Origin of the sequence: Paraburkholderia sabiae, assembly GCF_030412785.1 — a bacterium.
GTDB classification, from domain to species: Bacteria; Pseudomonadota; Gammaproteobacteria; order Burkholderiales; family Burkholderiaceae; genus Paraburkholderia; species Paraburkholderia sabiae.
In genome coordinates, this window is record NZ_CP125295.1 from 2,610,986 (window position 1) to 2,626,337 (window position 15,352).

The 15,352-nt window shown below is 60.4% G+C and carries 14 protein-coding genes; 5 read left to right on the forward strand and 9 right to left on the reverse strand.

Annotated features, from left to right (window positions below; translation table 11 throughout):
* Positions 1–310: 310 nt before the first annotated feature.
* Positions 311–997, forward strand: a complete 687-nt coding sequence (locus QEN71_RS11725) for a GntR family transcriptional regulator (protein WP_201652459.1) — start codon at positions 311–313, stop codon at positions 995–997.
* A 155-nt stretch (positions 998–1,152) separates the two neighbouring features.
* Positions 1,153–2,166 carry an IS110 family RNA-guided transposase gene (locus tag QEN71_RS11730; RefSeq protein ID WP_201663006.1) on the forward strand — a complete coding sequence of 338 codons (1,014 nt, stop codon included), beginning with the start codon at positions 1,153–1,155 and terminating at the stop codon, positions 2,164–2,166.
* A 542-nt stretch (positions 2,167–2,708) separates the two neighbouring features.
* Here QEN71_RS11730 and QEN71_RS11735 read toward each other — a convergent pair.
* From QEN71_RS11735 to QEN71_RS11770, 8 genes are all read right to left on the reverse strand, one after another.
* A complete protein-coding gene (locus QEN71_RS11735; protein WP_201658173.1) occupies positions 2,709–3,209 on the reverse strand; it encodes a prolyl-tRNA synthetase associated domain-containing protein in 501 nt (166 codons plus the stop codon).
* A gap of 74 nt (positions 3,210–3,283) precedes the next feature.
* Positions 3,284–4,696 carry an aspartate ammonia-lyase gene (locus tag QEN71_RS11740; RefSeq protein WP_201658176.1) on the reverse strand — a complete coding sequence of 471 codons (1,413 nt, stop codon included), beginning with the start codon at positions 4,694–4,696 and terminating at the stop codon, positions 3,284–3,286.
* The gene (locus QEN71_RS11745) at positions 4,689–5,672 is read right to left on the reverse strand and encodes a LysR family transcriptional regulator (protein ID WP_201658179.1); all 984 of its coding nucleotides are present in this window, start codon (positions 5,670–5,672) and stop codon (positions 4,689–4,691) included. The genes QEN71_RS11740 and QEN71_RS11745 overlap by 8 nt, the downstream gene beginning before the upstream one ends.
* Positions 5,673–5,698: 26 nt before the next feature.
* Positions 5,699–7,090, reverse strand: a complete 1,392-nt coding sequence (locus tag QEN71_RS11750; protein WP_201658183.1) for an MFS transporter — start codon at positions 7,088–7,090, stop codon at positions 5,699–5,701.
* A gap of 174 nt (positions 7,091–7,264) precedes the next feature.
* Positions 7,265–8,365, reverse strand: coding sequence for a type II asparaginase (locus tag QEN71_RS11755; RefSeq protein ID WP_201658186.1), 1,101 nt, complete (start codon positions 8,363–8,365; stop codon positions 7,265–7,267).
* Between the two features lie 567 nt (positions 8,366–8,932).
* Entirely contained in the window at positions 8,933–9,325 is a 393-nt protein-coding gene (locus tag QEN71_RS11760; RefSeq protein ID WP_201658189.1) for a tautomerase family protein, read from the reverse strand.
* An 88-nt stretch (positions 9,326–9,413) separates the two neighbouring features.
* Positions 9,414–9,650 (reverse strand): hexameric tyrosine-coordinated heme protein, encoded by a 237-nt coding sequence (locus tag QEN71_RS11765; RefSeq protein WP_201658192.1) that lies wholly within the window; start codon positions 9,648–9,650, stop codon positions 9,414–9,416.
* 68 nt (positions 9,651–9,718) lie between these two features.
* Positions 9,719–10,720 carry a catalase family peroxidase gene (locus tag QEN71_RS11770; protein ID WP_201658195.1) on the reverse strand — a complete coding sequence of 334 codons (1,002 nt, stop codon included), beginning with the start codon at positions 10,718–10,720 and terminating at the stop codon, positions 9,719–9,721.
* A gap of 148 nt (positions 10,721–10,868) precedes the next feature.
* Here QEN71_RS11770 and QEN71_RS11775 point away from each other — a divergent pair, with 148 nt between their 5' ends.
* Complete coding sequence (locus tag QEN71_RS11775; RefSeq protein ID WP_201658198.1) at positions 10,869–11,474, forward strand: helix-turn-helix transcriptional regulator; 606 nt, start codon at positions 10,869–10,871, stop codon at positions 11,472–11,474.
* A 215-nt stretch (positions 11,475–11,689) separates the two neighbouring features.
* On the opposite strand, the gene QEN71_RS11780 is transcribed toward QEN71_RS11775, so the two are convergent.
* A complete protein-coding gene (locus QEN71_RS11780) occupies positions 11,690–13,309 on the reverse strand; it encodes an ABC transporter substrate-binding protein (protein WP_201658200.1) in 1,620 nt (539 codons plus the stop codon).
* Positions 13,310–13,721: 412 nt separating this feature from the next.
* Between QEN71_RS11780 and QEN71_RS11785 the strand changes: the two genes are divergently transcribed.
* Positions 13,722–14,561 carry an ABC transporter permease subunit gene (locus tag QEN71_RS11785; protein ID WP_201658202.1) on the forward strand — a complete coding sequence of 280 codons (840 nt, stop codon included), beginning with the start codon at positions 13,722–13,724 and terminating at the stop codon, positions 14,559–14,561.
* Positions 14,558–15,301 (forward strand): ABC transporter ATP-binding protein, encoded by a 744-nt coding sequence (locus QEN71_RS11790; protein ID WP_201658204.1) that lies wholly within the window; start codon positions 14,558–14,560, stop codon positions 15,299–15,301. The genes QEN71_RS11785 and QEN71_RS11790 overlap by 4 nt, the downstream gene beginning before the upstream one ends.
* Positions 15,302–15,352: the final 51 nt, after the last annotated feature.

Below are 15,352 nucleotides of genomic sequence, written 5' to 3' on the forward strand. Positions count from 1 at the left end.
CCGTTCGATGGTCTGCTCAGACATGGTGTCCTCCGATGTGCTGGTCGCTCGTCCCGTCGCTCTTTCCGCGATCGAATCGCTTTCGACAGGATTATGGTATGCCATAGTATAGGCGTCGCCTGCCGGTTAATATTATGGAATACCATAATCTGACGAAGGGCTTTTGGTAGGGGTGCGATGAGGACGAGCCGGCGCGCCTGAGAGTCGCGGGGCTATGGCGGACACTGACGGATGGGAGACAATACGGCCCTGCATGATGCGCATCGGGCCAGTCCGTGGCTTGGTATTACTCGACCACCTTTTTCTCGATATGTCAGACCTTAAAGTTGTCCGTGAGACCAAAACCCTTCGCGAACTGACCCTAGACAAGCTGCGCGACGCGATCGTGCGAGGCTACTTTCCGCCGGGCGCGCGTCTGGTTGAACGCACGTTGTGCGACGAACTGGGCGTGAGTCGAACGATCGTGCGCGAGGTGTTGCGACACCTGGAGACTGAAGGACTCGTCGACGTAGCAGCCCGCCAGGGGCCCGTCGTCGCGCGACTGAATCCTGCCCAGGTTAGCGAGATTTACGAGCTGCGCGGTTTGCTGGAAGCGAACGCGGCGCGCGCGTGCGCCGGGCGGTCGACTCCCGAACTCGTGAAGCAGTTGCGAGGCATCCGCAAGAAAATCGAGGCCGCGTTCCAGGCGGAAGACCTGTCAGCCGTGCTAGCCCACACAGAGCATTTCTACGACGCGCTATTCGAAGGCGCGCAGAAGACTGTCTCGCTCGCGGTGGTCAAGTCGTTGAATGCGCGGATCAATCGCTTGCGGGCGCTCACGATCGCCACGCCGGGGCGCAGCATCGAGTCGAATCGCGAGATGAACAGGATGCTCGATGCAATCGAGCGACGCGATGGCGAGGCGGCATTTGCTGCGTCGATCGCGCATATCAGCCGCACGGCGGAACTCGCGCTCGAAGCGCTTGCCCGTCGAGGCGAAGGGGAACTCCCAGCCTGACGCGCTGAATCACGTCCCAATCGATTCACCCTTATCTCTCGCCCCGAGCCAGTGAATGGGATTGAAAATCATCTAGCGGACCCCTGCCGTCGCCCTGCCGGGCGACGGGGTTAAAGTGAGTTTGCCGAAACAGCTTTAACCAGAAGGAGGTCATCATGAACTATAGCGGCATTGACCTGCATTCGAACAATAGCGTGGTGAGCGTGATCGACGAAACGGACCGCGTGGTCGCCGAAAAACGCCTGCCGAACGACCTGACGAAGATCCTGGCTTTCCTTGCCCCATGGCGAGCCGGGATGGCCGGGGTCGTGGTCGAATCCACGTTCAACTGGTACTGGCTTGTCGACGGCCTGCAGACGGCCGGCTACGTGGTTCATCTCGCCAACACCACCGCGATCAAAAAATACGACGGGCTCAAACATAGTGGCGACGAGACCGACGCGCGTTACCTGGCCCACCTGCTACGCCTGGGGATCCTTCCGGTGGGCACCATCCTGCCGGCGAGACTCCGTGAGGTACGAGACCTGGCACGCAAGCGAATGCAGCTGGTACGCAGCTGCACCAGTCACATTCTCGCCGTCGAGAACATTACAGCGCGTCAGTATGGCACGCGAATCACGAGTAATCAGGTCAAGCGACTCGACGAACATGCTGTCAATCAGATGGGCCTGCCCGACAATGTGGCGCTCGCGGTCCGCGCGAACATCGCGGTCATCACGACGCTTCGCGATCAGATTGCTATCGTCGAAAGGCGTCTCCGGAAGGAAGTCGCGCGACATCCCGACTATGTCTTGCTGACCACGGTGCCCGGCATCGGCCAGACGCTCGCCACCGTGATCATGCTCGAAACCGGAACCATCGATCGTTTCGCCAACGCTGGAAACTTCGCTTCTTACGCACGGTGCGTGGACAGCCAGCGCATGAGCAACGGCAAGAAAAAGGGCGAAGGCAATACCAGGAACGGAAATCCATACCTGTGCTGGGCATTCATCGAGGCGGCCAACTTCGCGATGCACTTTAGCACCGAAGCCCGGCGGTTCTACGAACGCAAGAAAGCGAGGACGAATTCAGTGCTCGCTCGCAAGGCTCTGGCTCACAAGCTGGCCCGCGCGTGTTTCCACATGCTGAAGGAGCGCAAACCATTTGATGTGACTCGCTGCTTCGCATAAGCGTTACGACGGCGACCGGCAAGCCCTTATCGTTGACTGGGCCAGAAGCCACCGAGATTGAATGGGATGTCGTGCCGCCGTCCCCGAAGTACAGCAAAGCGGATCGCCTGCAACACGAGCCAGCCCTGGATTGGTGCCGGACGTTTGGCAACCACGAGTATTGTGCGAACCCGATGGACGCGTTGCGGCACCAAAGTTCTTCTGGGGTGGCAGAGCCACCAGGGCGACAGGCAACCGCTGCACGCCGATCGCTTGATCCTGATGGGTGTCTGGCGCGATCCGTCGCAGCCACGAAGCGAAGAAACGGGTGCGATTGGCTACTGCCTTCGATCAGTAGAAGCGACATCGGCCGCTCACCTGGCCGAGGAGATTGTTTGCTCGCTTGACACCGGGTCCGCTAATGGGTGTCGACGATCGAGCCGCCGGTGTCGAACGGCCGTTTGTGGCCGCTTGTCCCGTCTCGATCTCGACTCCATGCAGCTTGGCGAGTTGCCCCTGATAAGAGACGACAGCGGAAGCTGACGTCAACGTGAGCAACGAGCTCAATCTCTTCTCGCAGCGAGGGGAAGCCAGTCCGCAAGGTGTACGATGCTGCGAAGAAAGCCATCCAGAGCACTTCTGGAAAGCGATACGCTCGCATTGTTCTCGAGTGGATGAAACAGGAATGTTTCTTCGCGGGCCAGCTCAGCGTCGATGACGAGTCGCACCTGTTTCGCTTCGTCATTAACCAGTGCGAGCGGACTCAAAGAGCCCGTACGGATGCCGAGCAACGCGAAGAGCGTGTCCGCAGACGCGAACGACAGACGTTTGCTGCCGAGCGTCTGGGACAGACCGACCAGATCAAGCGACTTCGCAGCGGTTGTGACGATCAGGAAGTACTGCCCCTTCTTGTCCTGCAGCAGCAGGTTCTTGCAGCGCGCGCCCTCGACGGAAAGCGCAAGCTTTCCGGACTCGGCCATGTTGAGTACCGAGTCGTGTTCCTCGCAATAAAACGGAATCTCCCGTTCTTCAAGGAGCTTCAGTACTTCGTTTTTTCCAAGCATGCTGTCGTATATCGTGATTGGCGAGCGGAGCGGCCCCGGAAACATTCCGAAGCCCGTTCTCGCCCGCCGGAGAGTCAGGCGTCGAACACAGGGCGCGAAGCCTTGCGGATCGCCTCAACGGTTTCCTCTCGGGAGAGCAGTCCCGACTCGTCGAGAATCGTGATCAGCGGACGGCCTTCCGCCACCGATTGCCGCGCCAGCTTGCTCACGCGAGCATAACCAATCTTCGGAACCAGCGCCGTGGCGACAGCCATCGACTCCATCAGATGCTTCTCGTTGCGCGCGATGTCCGCCTTGATGCCCTTCACGCATTTGTCGCCGAAGCGCTGAATGCCGTTGGTCAACAGCGCAATGCTGTCGAACACGCGTGAGGCGACCACAGGCTCGAAGTGATTGATTTCCAGTTCGCCGTACTGGACAGCCTGAGCGACGGCGACGTCGTTGCCGACAACCGCGAAGCTCAGCTGGATCATCGCCATCGGCAGCACGGGATTGACCTTGCCCGGCATGATCGAAGAACCTGCCTGTGCTTCGGGCAAAGTCAGTTCGCCGAGTCCGCCGACAGGACCGGACGACAGTACGGTCAGGTCAGAAGCGATCTTCGCAAGCGATACCGCGCAGGTGCGGAGTTCTGCCGAGACGCGCGAGAACACGTCCATGTTCTGCATCGCATCGAACGGATTTTCCGGTGCCTGATATCCAACGCCGGTGACACTTTGCAGATGCGAATAAACCGCCGCGCGATAACCCCCAGGTGCACCGAAGCCGGTGCCGATCGCCGTGCCGCCGAGCGGAAGCGTTCGCAGTTTGTCGCGCACCGCGACCAGTTCCTCTGCGAGCCGTTCGGTCAGCGACGCATAGCCTCCGAAGAGCTGGCCGAGGCGCATCGGCTGCGCATCCTGAAGACAGGTGCGGCCCAGGTGCAGCACATCGGCAAACTCGGTGGCCTTGCTGCTGAAAAGCGCCGCGAGTTGCCCGACCTCGCCGATGAGCGCGCCGAGCATCGCGTGCGTGGCGATCTTCAGCGCGGCAGGATACGCATCGTTCGTCGATTGCGAGCGGTTCACATGGTCGTTTGGATGAACGACCTCGTAGTTTCCGGCAGCATGCCCAAGAATCTGTTGCGCACGGTTCGCGATGACCTCGTTGAAGTTCATGTTGGTCGATGTGCCACCCGAACCTTCCATCAGATCGACGACGAGCGATGAATCGAACTGCCCTTCGATCACTTCCTTGCAGGCCGCAACGATCGCCTCGCATTGCTCGCGGGTAATGACGTCGTTGTCGCGGTTGGCCAGTGCCGCCGCCCATTTGACCTGTGCAAACGCATCGCGAAACGCCGGATAAGAGGCGATATTCAACGGCGAGACCGTGAGGTTGTCGACTCCGCGAACCGTGTTCACGCCGTACAGTCGGTCGCCCGGAATGGTGACCTCGCCGACGTAATCGCGTTCGATGCGGGCCTCGCCCTGAGCAAGCTTATTCATAGAGATTCCTTCCGCCAACGGTAATAAGTTTTTCAATGTCCCCGCCGAGCGCCGTCAGCCTCGGCAGGAATGAAGTCTCGATCACTTCGCGCGCCGTCTCGCAGGCGTCGTCGAAGAAAACGTTGTATTCGTCCCGCCGCGCCACGAGGTACAGCGAGCGCTCCAGGCCCAGCGTCTCGATGACATGCGTGGCCACGTTGCCCGCATGCGTCACGCCCTGCAGATGGCACATCGGCGACGTAATCGCCCAGCCGATCCCTTCCGCAACCATCGACGTCAACGCATCGGCGTTGTCCAGTTCGAGCCGGTTCGGTGCGCGGATCTCGATGCGCCGCAAATATCGCTCGATCTGCATGCCGACCTGCGACGTCCGGTTGAACCTGACGATCGGCAAGCTGTTGATCAGCGTCCTCAGGTCGTCGATGGTCTTCACCGGCATGCCGAGGTTTTTCGGCGTTATCACGAAGTACCGCTCGGAGAACAGCCGATACCGGACGACGTCGTTCGCGTCGATCAGCGGATCGCTCGTCACGATCAGATCCAGATCGCGCCGCAGCAGCGCCTCGCCCTGCTGCGGGCTCAGCCCTGTCCGGATCGACAGTTGCGACACCTTGCCCAGCAGCTTCTTCGTAAAGACCGAACCGCATGTGGATGCGAACGAGTCGACCAGTCCGATGCGCAAGTCGGGTTTGATGCCTCGCCCTGCTTCGACGACTTGTGCCTTGAGATTGGCGATTTCCTCGCTCAGCACCGCACCGCGATTTCTGAGCGCGATGCCAAAGGGCGTCAACGCCATCGGCCGCGTCGTCCGGTTGACGAGCACGACGCCCAATTCTTCTTCAAGCTGCCGGATGATCTGCGATACGCCGGACTGCGATATGCCCATCCTCGTCGCTGCAGCGGACATGCTTCCCTCTTCCGCGACCGCGACGAAGACCTGTACCGCATGCATATCGATAGGTTTGTTCAGCGGCATATCGTTTCCTGACGTGAGCGCACTGCCTAGGTTCGCTTCCCGCCGCCCGGCGCGGACGTCGCGAACGATGCGTCGTGCTGCCCGATATCGGCCTCGTCCCCGGCGGCGCTGTCCGACTTCACGTCGGAGAGATTCTCGCTGCCCGTTTCGGGCGCCATGAAGTGACAGAAGACGCCGCCGAAAAGCAGTACCGCGACGCAGACACCCAGCGCGGTGTGAATGCCGACCTGCTGAACCGCGATTGGCAGCAGGAACGTACTGATCGCCGAGCCGAAGCGGCTCGAAGCGACCGCCAGGCCGACACCCGACGCGCGAAGATGCGTCGGAAAAAGCTCGGGCGGATAGACGAACTCCAGGTTCGCTGCTGCCGAGAGCACGCATGCGAACAGCCCGAAAACAAGCATCGTACCGACGGGACCAAAGCTCGCCCAGGTCAGCACCGCGAGGCCGAGTGCGGCGAGATAGAAGGTGCCGAGCAGAAATGTGCGGCGGGAAATCCTGTCGATCAGCAGCAGGCCGATCACTGCACCCGCGAGAAGCAGGACGTTGTAGACGAGCCCGCCCACGAACTTGTCCTTGACGTGCAGCGCTTCGAGGACGCGCGGTGCGAAGGTGCCCAACGCAAAATAAGGAATGACCTGGCAGGTATAGAACACGCAGCCTACCAGCGTGTTTTTGCGCCAGCGCGGCGAGAACAGCTGTGACCACGCGCCCTTGTGTTGCCGCGCCGCCGTTGTTGACGTCTGGAGCGTGACATCAGGCCCGAATCTGTGGCGGATGATGGCAAGCGCTTCGTCACCGCGGCCGCGTTTCATCAGCCACATCGGCGACTCGGGCACGATCAGGCGGAATGGAAGGATAAGCAGTGCGGGAACGCCGCTCGCCGCGAGCATGATCCGCCACGCATCGGGCCCGATGTCGCGCATCGCAAAGCCCGCGAGATACGCACCGACGTAGCCCGCCGCCCAGGCTGCAGCAAGTACGCTCAGCAGACGGCCACGATAGCGGCGCGGCGAGTACTCGGTTACGAGGGATTTACTCACCACGTAGTCGGCGCCGAGGATGAGCCCCAGCAACACGCGCAACACGAGCAACTGCGTTGGCGAGGTCACGAAATACTGTGCGGCTGAGACGACGGCGAAAAGCAGCATGTCGTACGCGAAGATCGTGCGGCGGCCGTATTTGTCCGCGATCGGTCCAGCGAGCATGCTGCCGAAGAACAGGCCTGCGAGCGATGCCGCGCCAAGCAGCCCCATCCATAGCGCGTCGAGATGTAGCGGGCCGGCTGCCATGCTGACCGCAATGCCGATGATGCCGAGAACGAAGCCATCGCTGAATTGCCCGCCCGTACCGCTGAACGCCACGCCGACGTGGAATGGGCGAAGAGGCAAGTCTTCGAGTAACACCTGTTTGCTCACAATCGTCTCCTGTCTCTAGTGTGGTGCACGTTTCGAGGCACCTTGGAGACCAGTGTAGAGCGACGACTTCAGAAAAACAGCGGATGACCTGACAGTATCAGCAATTCTAATACTATGCGTCAATGCGACTGAAAGCACGCGGCGATGCAGGCGCTTCACCGCGCTCTCGAACGACTAGAACTGGTGGAATATCTCCTGCACACGTTCCGGGTTATTCGTCACTGTAAGCGCGAGCATCAAAAGGATGCGGGCTTTCTGAGGATTGAGGTTGTCGCCGAGCAAACCGACATACGCAGGATCTTCGGGGATGTAGCCGCTACCGGTCCGCGACGAGCGGACGACGATTACGCCCTTTTCGATTGCCCTCTTGATGGACGGCAGCGTAAGCAGCGATCCGCTGCCCGCGCCGACACCCGCTACGACGATGCCGCGCGCACCGTGCGCCACGGCGGCGTCATACATATAACCACCGTCGTTCTGGTGCCCGTAGACGATATCGACTTCTGGAAGCGAATCCATCTTTGACACGTCGAACGGCGTTTGCGTAGTCTGGAGTTTCGCTACGGTTGTTTCGAAATGCGGCACGTTGTCGATCAGCGTGCCGAGGAAGCCGTCGTCGGGGCTCCTGAATGTATCGAGGGTATTCGCGTTGGTCTTGGTCGTGAAACGCGCCGATCCAATGCGGTCATTGAGCACGATCATGACGCCCCGTCCGCGGGCGGTCGGCGATGCCGCAACGGTGACCGCCTGGAGAATGTTGCTCGGACCGTCCGCGCTGATGGCAGTCGACGGACGCATTGAACCCGTCAGCACGACAGGCTTGTCGCTTTTCACAACGAGGTTGAGAAAGTAGGCGGTTTCTTCGAGCGTATCCGTTCCGTGCGTGATGACGACACCAGCGATGTCAGGCTGCGCGAGGAGCTGATTGACCCGTCTCGCCAGCTTGAGAAGGATCTCGTTGGTGATGTTTTCGCTTCCGACGTTCGATACCTGCTCTCCGGACACGTGCGCCACCTTACCCAGCGAGGGAACGGACTTCAGAAGCGCATCTGCCGTGAGTACTCCGGACTTGTAACCCGTGCTTTGCGTTTCGTTAGCAGCAGTTCCCGCGATGGTGCCACCTGTTGCGAGCACCGCGACGTGGGGAAGCGGTGTTTGCGTTGCAGACTGAGGTTGGGTTTGAGCGAGGGTCGGCTCGCTAAAGATACAACCGATTACCAGAAGCTTGCAGACAACGCGTCTGTAACTGCGCGATAGACAATGTACGTCTCTCAAAGCGAACTCCGAATGGGAAAGTGTAAAGGCGGCGATTGCGTCGGGATGACGCGACCGCTCTGATCGGACTGTGTGATGTTGGGCCGAAGGATTCGTCTGACTGCCGTCCGATGAGGGCCAGTGTAGTGAGCCCTGAAGCGCGACAAATTAGCTGGACGCGACGATTAGTGATTCTGATACTGCGTTGAAGGTTTACTGAAGCTCGATCTCGATCAGGCAACAGCTCGCCGCACTCGACGAGACGGCTGCTGCCGATCGCGAATGCCGAGCACGCCTCGGACGGGCGAGCTGGCGCACGTCGGCAGGCGCTTCGCGTGCTGCTTGATTTATGGATGAATCTGCAAACCCGACCGCAACCTTTGCGGTGGCGGATTCAACCCGCGCGCGGCGAAGAGCGTCAACGCGCGACATGATGCTCGGTTCCGCAATATTCCCGGTAGATGACAACAACTTCACTGCGCTGAGCTATGGCGATTCCGCCCGAGACCGCATTGAGTCTCGAGCGGGAGTTCCTGCGAAAAGCGCTGAGATGGTCCCCTGTCACACGGACTTCGCGGACCTCCAACGCTATGTCAGTTCCTTCGTAATGAACTGGGCGCGCCCCCGGCCGAAGGACCAGTCCGCATCGTCGTTCTCGACGATCGACACAATAACGTCGTCCGGAGAAATACCGCATTTCGTTTGCAGATTCTCAACCAGCAGGCGATAGAACTCGAGCTTTTGCGGCTCGGTACGCTTGCGGCTTACCGCCGTCAACAAAACCACGTCCCTGGATCGCGTGTAGCCGAGTCCGGTGTCTTCCACCACCAGCTCACCTGGGCGATGCTGTGTGACGCTCTGGTAGCGATCAGTTACCGGTACGTCGAAGGCCTGCACCATTGCATGATGGGCGGCGTCCAGAAGCGCACGAACCTGTTCGTCGGTGCGGCCCTCGATGATGTTGAATTTGAGCATTGGCATGTGAACTTCTCCTTTAGTGGAAACCGCGTCAGAGCGGCGCTCCGGCAAACCTCCGGGCACCGCGTGCCGTGATTCGATCTGGCTTCGGTCAGGTCCGCCAGTAGCGGTTGGCTGCTGCGATCGTCGCGAACTCGAGCGCCACGATGTGCCCGACCTGAAGCAGCATGCTCGCGCCGTTCGCATATACGTCACGCAGCTTTTCACGCACGGTCTCATCCGGCTGCGTCGCCTTGATGATTAGCCGCGCCATTTTGATTGCCAGTTGCCTCCCTTCTTCCGGGGTCGCCGTGACGAGCGAATTGCCGGGGACGAGTGTCGGATCCATCGTTGCGCACCTCTCTATTCACAGTGAACAAACATGTCAAAGCGGCTGAACTGCTTCGGCATTTGCGACTATTGCTGACGTCGTGCAAACGAAACGGGATAGGCCGCGGAACGCGCGTTGATCATTGGATCCGCTACTTCGATGCCAGCCGGCAACGCGTTTGGCAGGAAAAGCAGGCGGCGCTGCGCGGCGTCGTTATCCGCTACCGCTTTCGTGATCGAGATCGTGCCGAGTTCCACAGTGCGATGAGCCGACGACCACGCCACCGACGGATCGTCCAGCTTGTCGCCGGATTCAGCGATCTGCAGTACCAGACGGAACCTGGCAGGCGCGTGGCCTACGCGTTGACGGATTTCCGACTGCAGGTAGTCCGGCGCAGCCTTGGATGCCTTTGCATCCGGCAGATAGTGCTCGCCGCCGACCGGGAGAATCTGATAGCGCCCATAGGTCACGACGCCGTTCGCATCAAGGAACCTGAACGTGTTGACGCCGAAATACGGCAGCGATGCATAACTGACGGGAAATGGCTTCGGGGCGGTGAGAAACGCCTTCGCCACGGGATGGCTGCCGAGATAGGCGTCCAGCGGGGTCGGCTTCGACGCATCTGGCCCGCTCGTTCCGAGGGCAATCAGAAGATCGCGAAAATCGTCCGCCGTCGCAGAGGGAAATCCGTTGAACGAGTGCGAAACGATATCGGTGTCGCTGCCGTCCGGAAGCTTGAACTTGATGGCCATTCCGCGAGGTGACGCGAGAGGATGAGTGTCCGCAATATCCGGAATGCCTGCGAAGTTGGAGAACCGCACGATGACGGGAACGGGAGTTTGAAAATGCGGTGCCTTGCTCACCGTGAGCGCGGAGGCACTGGGTACGAAGGTACCCTCGAGTACAACCCCTTTGGCGTGCACCGCCCGTGCGCCCGGATGCTTTCCAAATACGCCGTTCAGTGCGTCAACGAGTTGTACGGGAGTCGACTTCTGGCTAGCTGGGGTATCCGGCGTTTGAGCAGTCGCTGCTCCCGTTGACACGGCAAACAGTACGGCTAACGCGAGACGGAGCACGGCGTGTTTCATGAGGAACTCTTTGGGTTGATTGACGGGACCGGACCGAAGTCTAGTGCATATCGACAATAATGACAATTATATATGTCATTATGGTTAATACGGTCCCGCACCTCGCGACGCTATAATCGGCCGCTACTGCCGAAACTCCCCGTCCCCTGTGACCACGAAGAACGACGTCTTACGCGCGCTGCAACGAGAATCGCTGACAGTCGAACAGCTCTGCGAACGCCTCGCCGTGACCCGCACCGCGATCAACATGCAGTTGAAGCAGCTCGAAGCGGAGGGGCTCGTCCATCGGCGCAAGCCGTTGCAAACGGGCACCCCCGGCAAGCCAGCCGTCCTCTATGAGGCTGCGCCGGGCAGCGAGGACGTATCGTCGAGCGCCTATCCCGCCTTCCTGCTCGGCCTGCTCGGCACACTGCGGCAGCAGTTCGACGACGACCAGCTCGGCGAGATTCTCACGGAGACAGGGCGCCGGCTTGCACGCGAGAACAAGCTGCCCGCGTCACGCGACTTCAAATCCAACCTCGCCAAAGCGATGGCAATTGTTGACGCACTCGGCGCCCACACTGAAGCGGTCCACGATGGCGACGCGATCATGGTCCGCAACTACAGTTGTCCCGTCGCCGGTGCGGTACGGGAGACCTCATGCGTGTGTCGTGCAATGGCGGCCTACTTTTCGGAAGCGACAGGACGCCCTGTAACCGAGCATTGCTTGCGAACGGATCGGCTCATTTGCCAATATCGCATCGCCAGGAAGTAGCTGGAGATGGCGGCGGCGCCTCGCTGCCCGCAACTTCCGCTGCTCAAACCGTACGTCAAGCGGTCGACGGACACAAATGACGATTCGTGATGGGTGGCATCACCATCAGTGAAGTCTGCAGCAGCGGCTCGCCGGCCCGAGAGCGTTCAGGCAGCGAACTGCAGAGGCCGCATTGGACGGCATCGCGCAGCCCTGAAAACATCGGCGAGTAGCGTCTAGTTCAACGTCACCCCATCGAAGCGGTGACTGCCGAGTGGCGAGAACACCAAACCCTTCACCCGCTTCGATTCCGGCAGCGACACGATCGAATGCGCAACGGGTGTGTACGGCACCTGCTGCTTGAAGATCACCTGCGCCTGCTCATAGAGACGCGTGCGCTCCTGGACGTCCGATGTCGCCCGTGCCTTTTCGATCAGGCCGTTAAAGCCCGGATCGCACCACTTCGACACGTTGCTGCCATGCACGGCGTCGCATCCGAGCAAGGTGCCGAGCCAGTTGTCAGGATCGCCGTTGTCGCCCGACCAGCCGTACAGGATCGCGTCGTGTTCGCCGCCCTGCTTCGCGCGACGGTTGTACTCGCCCCACTCATAGCTGACGATCTTCGCGTGTACGCCGATCTTCGCCCAGTCCTGCTGGATCAGTTGCGCCATCAGTTGCGCGTTCGGGTTGTACGGACGCTGCACGGGCATCGCCCAGAGCGTCAGATCGAAGCCGTTAGGGAAGCCCGCCTGCGCGAGCAGCGCTTTGGCTTTCGACGGATCGAACGGTGCGTCCTTCAACGCCTTGTCATACGACCATTGCGCGGGCGGCATCGGATTGGTCGCGACAGTTGCGTTGCCTGAAAACACGGCCTGAATGATCGCGGGTTTGTCGATGGCCATGTCGAGCGCCCGCCGCACGGCGATCTGATCAAGCGGCTTATGTTGTGTGTTGTACGCGACGAAACCGACATTGAAGCCGACGCCCGACACCAGCGTCAGCGACGGATTGCGCTTCACCACATCGAGATCGGCGGGGCGCGGAAACACCGACACCTGGCATTCGCCGCTCGCGAGCTTCTGGATGCGCGCCGCAGGATCGGGCGTGATCGCGAACACCAGATGTGCAAGCCCGACATCCGCGGGCCGCCAATAGTCGGGGTTCGCATCGTAGCGGATCAGCGCATCCTTCTGATATGAGCGGAACGTGAACGGTCCGGTGCCGACGGGATACTGATTGATATCGGCTTCACGGTGCGTCTCGCTGAGTTTCGACGCGTATTCGGCCGACAGGATCGACGCGAAATTCATCGCAATGTTGCGCACGAAAATCACGTCCGGCTCTTTCAGATGGAAGCGCACCGTGTAATCGTCCGTCTTGTCGATGCTGTCGATGTTCTTGTCGAAACCGAGGTCGCTGAAATACGGAAAGCTCACAGGATACGCTTTGCGAAACGGATCATCCGTATGCAGCATCCGGTTGAAAGTGAACAGCACGTCGTCGGCATTGAAGTCGCGCGTCGGCTTGAAATACGCGGTCGTCTGGAACTTCACGCCGCGCCGCAGATGGAACGTGACCGTGCGCTGATCGGCGGATACGTCCCAGCTCGTTGCCAGCGCGGGTTCGAGATCGAGGGTGCCGCGTTTGAACTGCACGAGTTCGTTGTAGACGGCGTTCGTGCTTGCGTCGAAGTCAGTGCTCGTCGTGTGCTGGCCTGGATCGAAACCGGCAGGGCTGCCTTCCGAACAAAATACGAGTGTGCCGGAAGGCGCGGCGTGTGCGACGCTGGTCAGGCTCGCGACAGCGATACCTAGCGCAACGAAAAAACAGGCAAGAGGAAAGCGGGCAGAAGTCATCGGAATTATGAATGGAACGGATCGATGGTTGGCGCGTGCGTATATGCGACGCATGCGCCGCCGATTGTCGTTGCGCGGGCCATCCGTCGACCACCAATTAATCCGCATATCGTTATACGTCGCGCTGCTGACCAGTCTCGTCGCCAACGCGCATTACGCCGCAAAGAGCGCGGACGCCTTGTCGAAGCTGACGCACCGCGTACGTCACTCGAAGCAACGGCCGCCGCGCCATGAAATTCACCGAAACAGAAAAGCAAAGAACAAAAAACTGTTTGTCAGCGCAATGCCAGTCGACTTTAAATAACAAGCTCACCGCTACGATGCGCCGCGCGCTTTGCCGTCGCATCGACTCATACACGCTTCGCGGTCAACGCGCGAAGCGCTCCTTTTTTGCAGATCTCACAGGATGTGCATGGCTGAACTCACCTCTCTCCGCAACAGCCAGGTCTCGTCGACACGTGCGCATGCGGGCGTTTCAAAGTCCACGCTGTACAAATGGCTATCGTGGGCAGTACCCGCGGCTATCGTCGTGCTGTGGGAAGCCGCCGCGCGTCTCGGATGGATCGAGCCGCAGGTGATGCCTGCGCCGAGCAGCGTGCTCGATACCGCGGTCAATCTCGCGCGAAGCGGCGATCTGTTCGTACATCTCGGTGTATCGCTATTGCGCGCCGTCGTGGGCTTCGTGATCGGCGGAACGATCGGACTCGTGTTGGGCATACTCACGGGCTTTTCGCCGCTCGCGCTAGCGTTGTTCGATCGCTCGATCCAGATGGTGCGCGCAGTTCCCTTTCTTGCGATGCTGCCGCTCGTGATCGTCTGGTTCGGCGTTGGCGAACCCGCGAAGATCTTTCTTGTCGCGCTCGCCGTGCTGTTCCCGATCTACATCAATACGATGCTCGGCATCCGGCAGATCGATCCAAAGCTGATGGAACTTGCCAAAGTGGTCGGCCTGAGCTGGCGTGCGATCGTACGGCGCATCATCCTGCCCGGCGCGATGCCATCGATTCTCACAGGCGTGCGTTACGCGCTTGCGCATGCATGGCTTGCGCTCGTCGTCGCCGAAACGCTCGCAACGACCGAAGGCATCGGATTTCTTGCGATGGACGCGCGCGAGTTTCTGCAAACCAATGTGATTCTGTTGACGATGATCATCTACGCGTTCATCGGCGTCGTCGCCGATGCGCTCGTGCGCCTGCTCGAAGCGCGCCTTCTGTCATGGCACGCAAATTACGCGAAGGGAGAGCAGAAATGAGCGCGAGCATTGCACTCCTGCGTGACGCCAATCCGGCGGTACGAGTCGACAGCCGCGTCGGCCCTTCGTCGCTCGCCGTGTCGGTGCGCGGCCTGCAACGCCGTTATGGCGCACGCGTCGTCATCGACGCGCTGGATCTCGACATCCATCAAGGCGAATTCGTCGCATTGCTCGGTGAAAGCGGCTGTGGCAAGACCACCTTGTTGCGCGCGCTGGCTGGTCTCGATCTGCCCGATAACGGCCAGATACGCGCGCCCGAACGCCCGTCCGTCGTGTTTCAGGAGCACCGGTTGCTGCCGTGGGCCACGCTGTGGGAAAACGTCGCGCTTGGCCATGAAACGACGGTCGGTCGTGAAGGCGCATCCCGCGCGCTCGCCGAAGTGGGCCTCGCAGGCCGGGAAAACGACTGGCCGCGCAATCTGTCTGGCGGCCAGGCGCAGCGTGTCGCGCTGGCGCGCGCACTGGTGCGCGACCCCGCCCTGCTGTTGCTCGACGAGCCGTTCGCCGCACTCGATGCGCTGACGCGCATCAAGATGCACGGGCTGGTCAGGGAACTTGTCGCGCGTCATCAGCCTGGCGTGCTCATCGTGACTCACGACGTCGATGAAGCGCTGACGCTCGCCGACCGCATTCTTGTGATGCGTGCGGGCCGCATCGCCGCTTCTTTCCGTCCGAAAGCCGACACGCCACAAGCACTTCGCCCGATTCTGCTCAATGAGTTGGGCGTTCAGTCGCAGTGAGTGTGTCACTCCGCATCGCATCTGCACACCATAACCTCGCAGCACATCGCA

Coding starts and splice junctions, on each gene's coding strand:
- QEN71_RS11765 (WP_201658192.1), bottom strand. CDS start 9,650: ATGGATCCGACACTCGTCCCCGGCAATTCGCTCGTCACGGCGACCCCG.
- QEN71_RS11785 (WP_201658202.1), top strand. CDS start 13,722: ATGGCTGAACTCACCTCTCTCCGCAACAGCCAGGTCTCGTCGACACGT.
- QEN71_RS11770 (WP_201658195.1), bottom strand. CDS start 10,720: ATGAAACACGCCGTGCTCCGTCTCGCGTTAGCCGTACTGTTTGCCGTG.
- QEN71_RS11790 (WP_201658204.1), top strand. CDS start 14,558: ATGAGCGCGAGCATTGCACTCCTGCGTGACGCCAATCCGGCGGTACGA.
- QEN71_RS11725 (WP_201652459.1), top strand. CDS start 311: ATGTCAGACCTTAAAGTTGTCCGTGAGACCAAAACCCTTCGCGAACTG.
- QEN71_RS11760 (WP_201658189.1), bottom strand. CDS start 9,325: ATGCCAATGCTCAAATTCAACATCATCGAGGGCCGCACCGACGAACAG.
- QEN71_RS11740 (WP_201658176.1), bottom strand. CDS start 4,696: ATGAATAAGCTTGCTCAGGGCGAGGCCCGCATCGAACGCGATTACGTC.
- QEN71_RS11745 (WP_201658179.1), bottom strand. CDS start 5,672: ATGCCGCTGAACAAACCTATCGATATGCATGCGGTACAGGTCTTCGTC.
- QEN71_RS11730 (WP_201663006.1), top strand. CDS start 1,153: ATGAACTATAGCGGCATTGACCTGCATTCGAACAATAGCGTGGTGAGC.
- QEN71_RS11780 (WP_201658200.1), bottom strand. CDS start 13,309: ATGACTTCTGCCCGCTTTCCTCTTGCCTGTTTTTTCGTTGCGCTAGGT.
- QEN71_RS11735 (WP_201658173.1), bottom strand. CDS start 3,209: ATGCTTGGAAAAAACGAAGTACTGAAGCTCCTTGAAGAACGGGAGATT.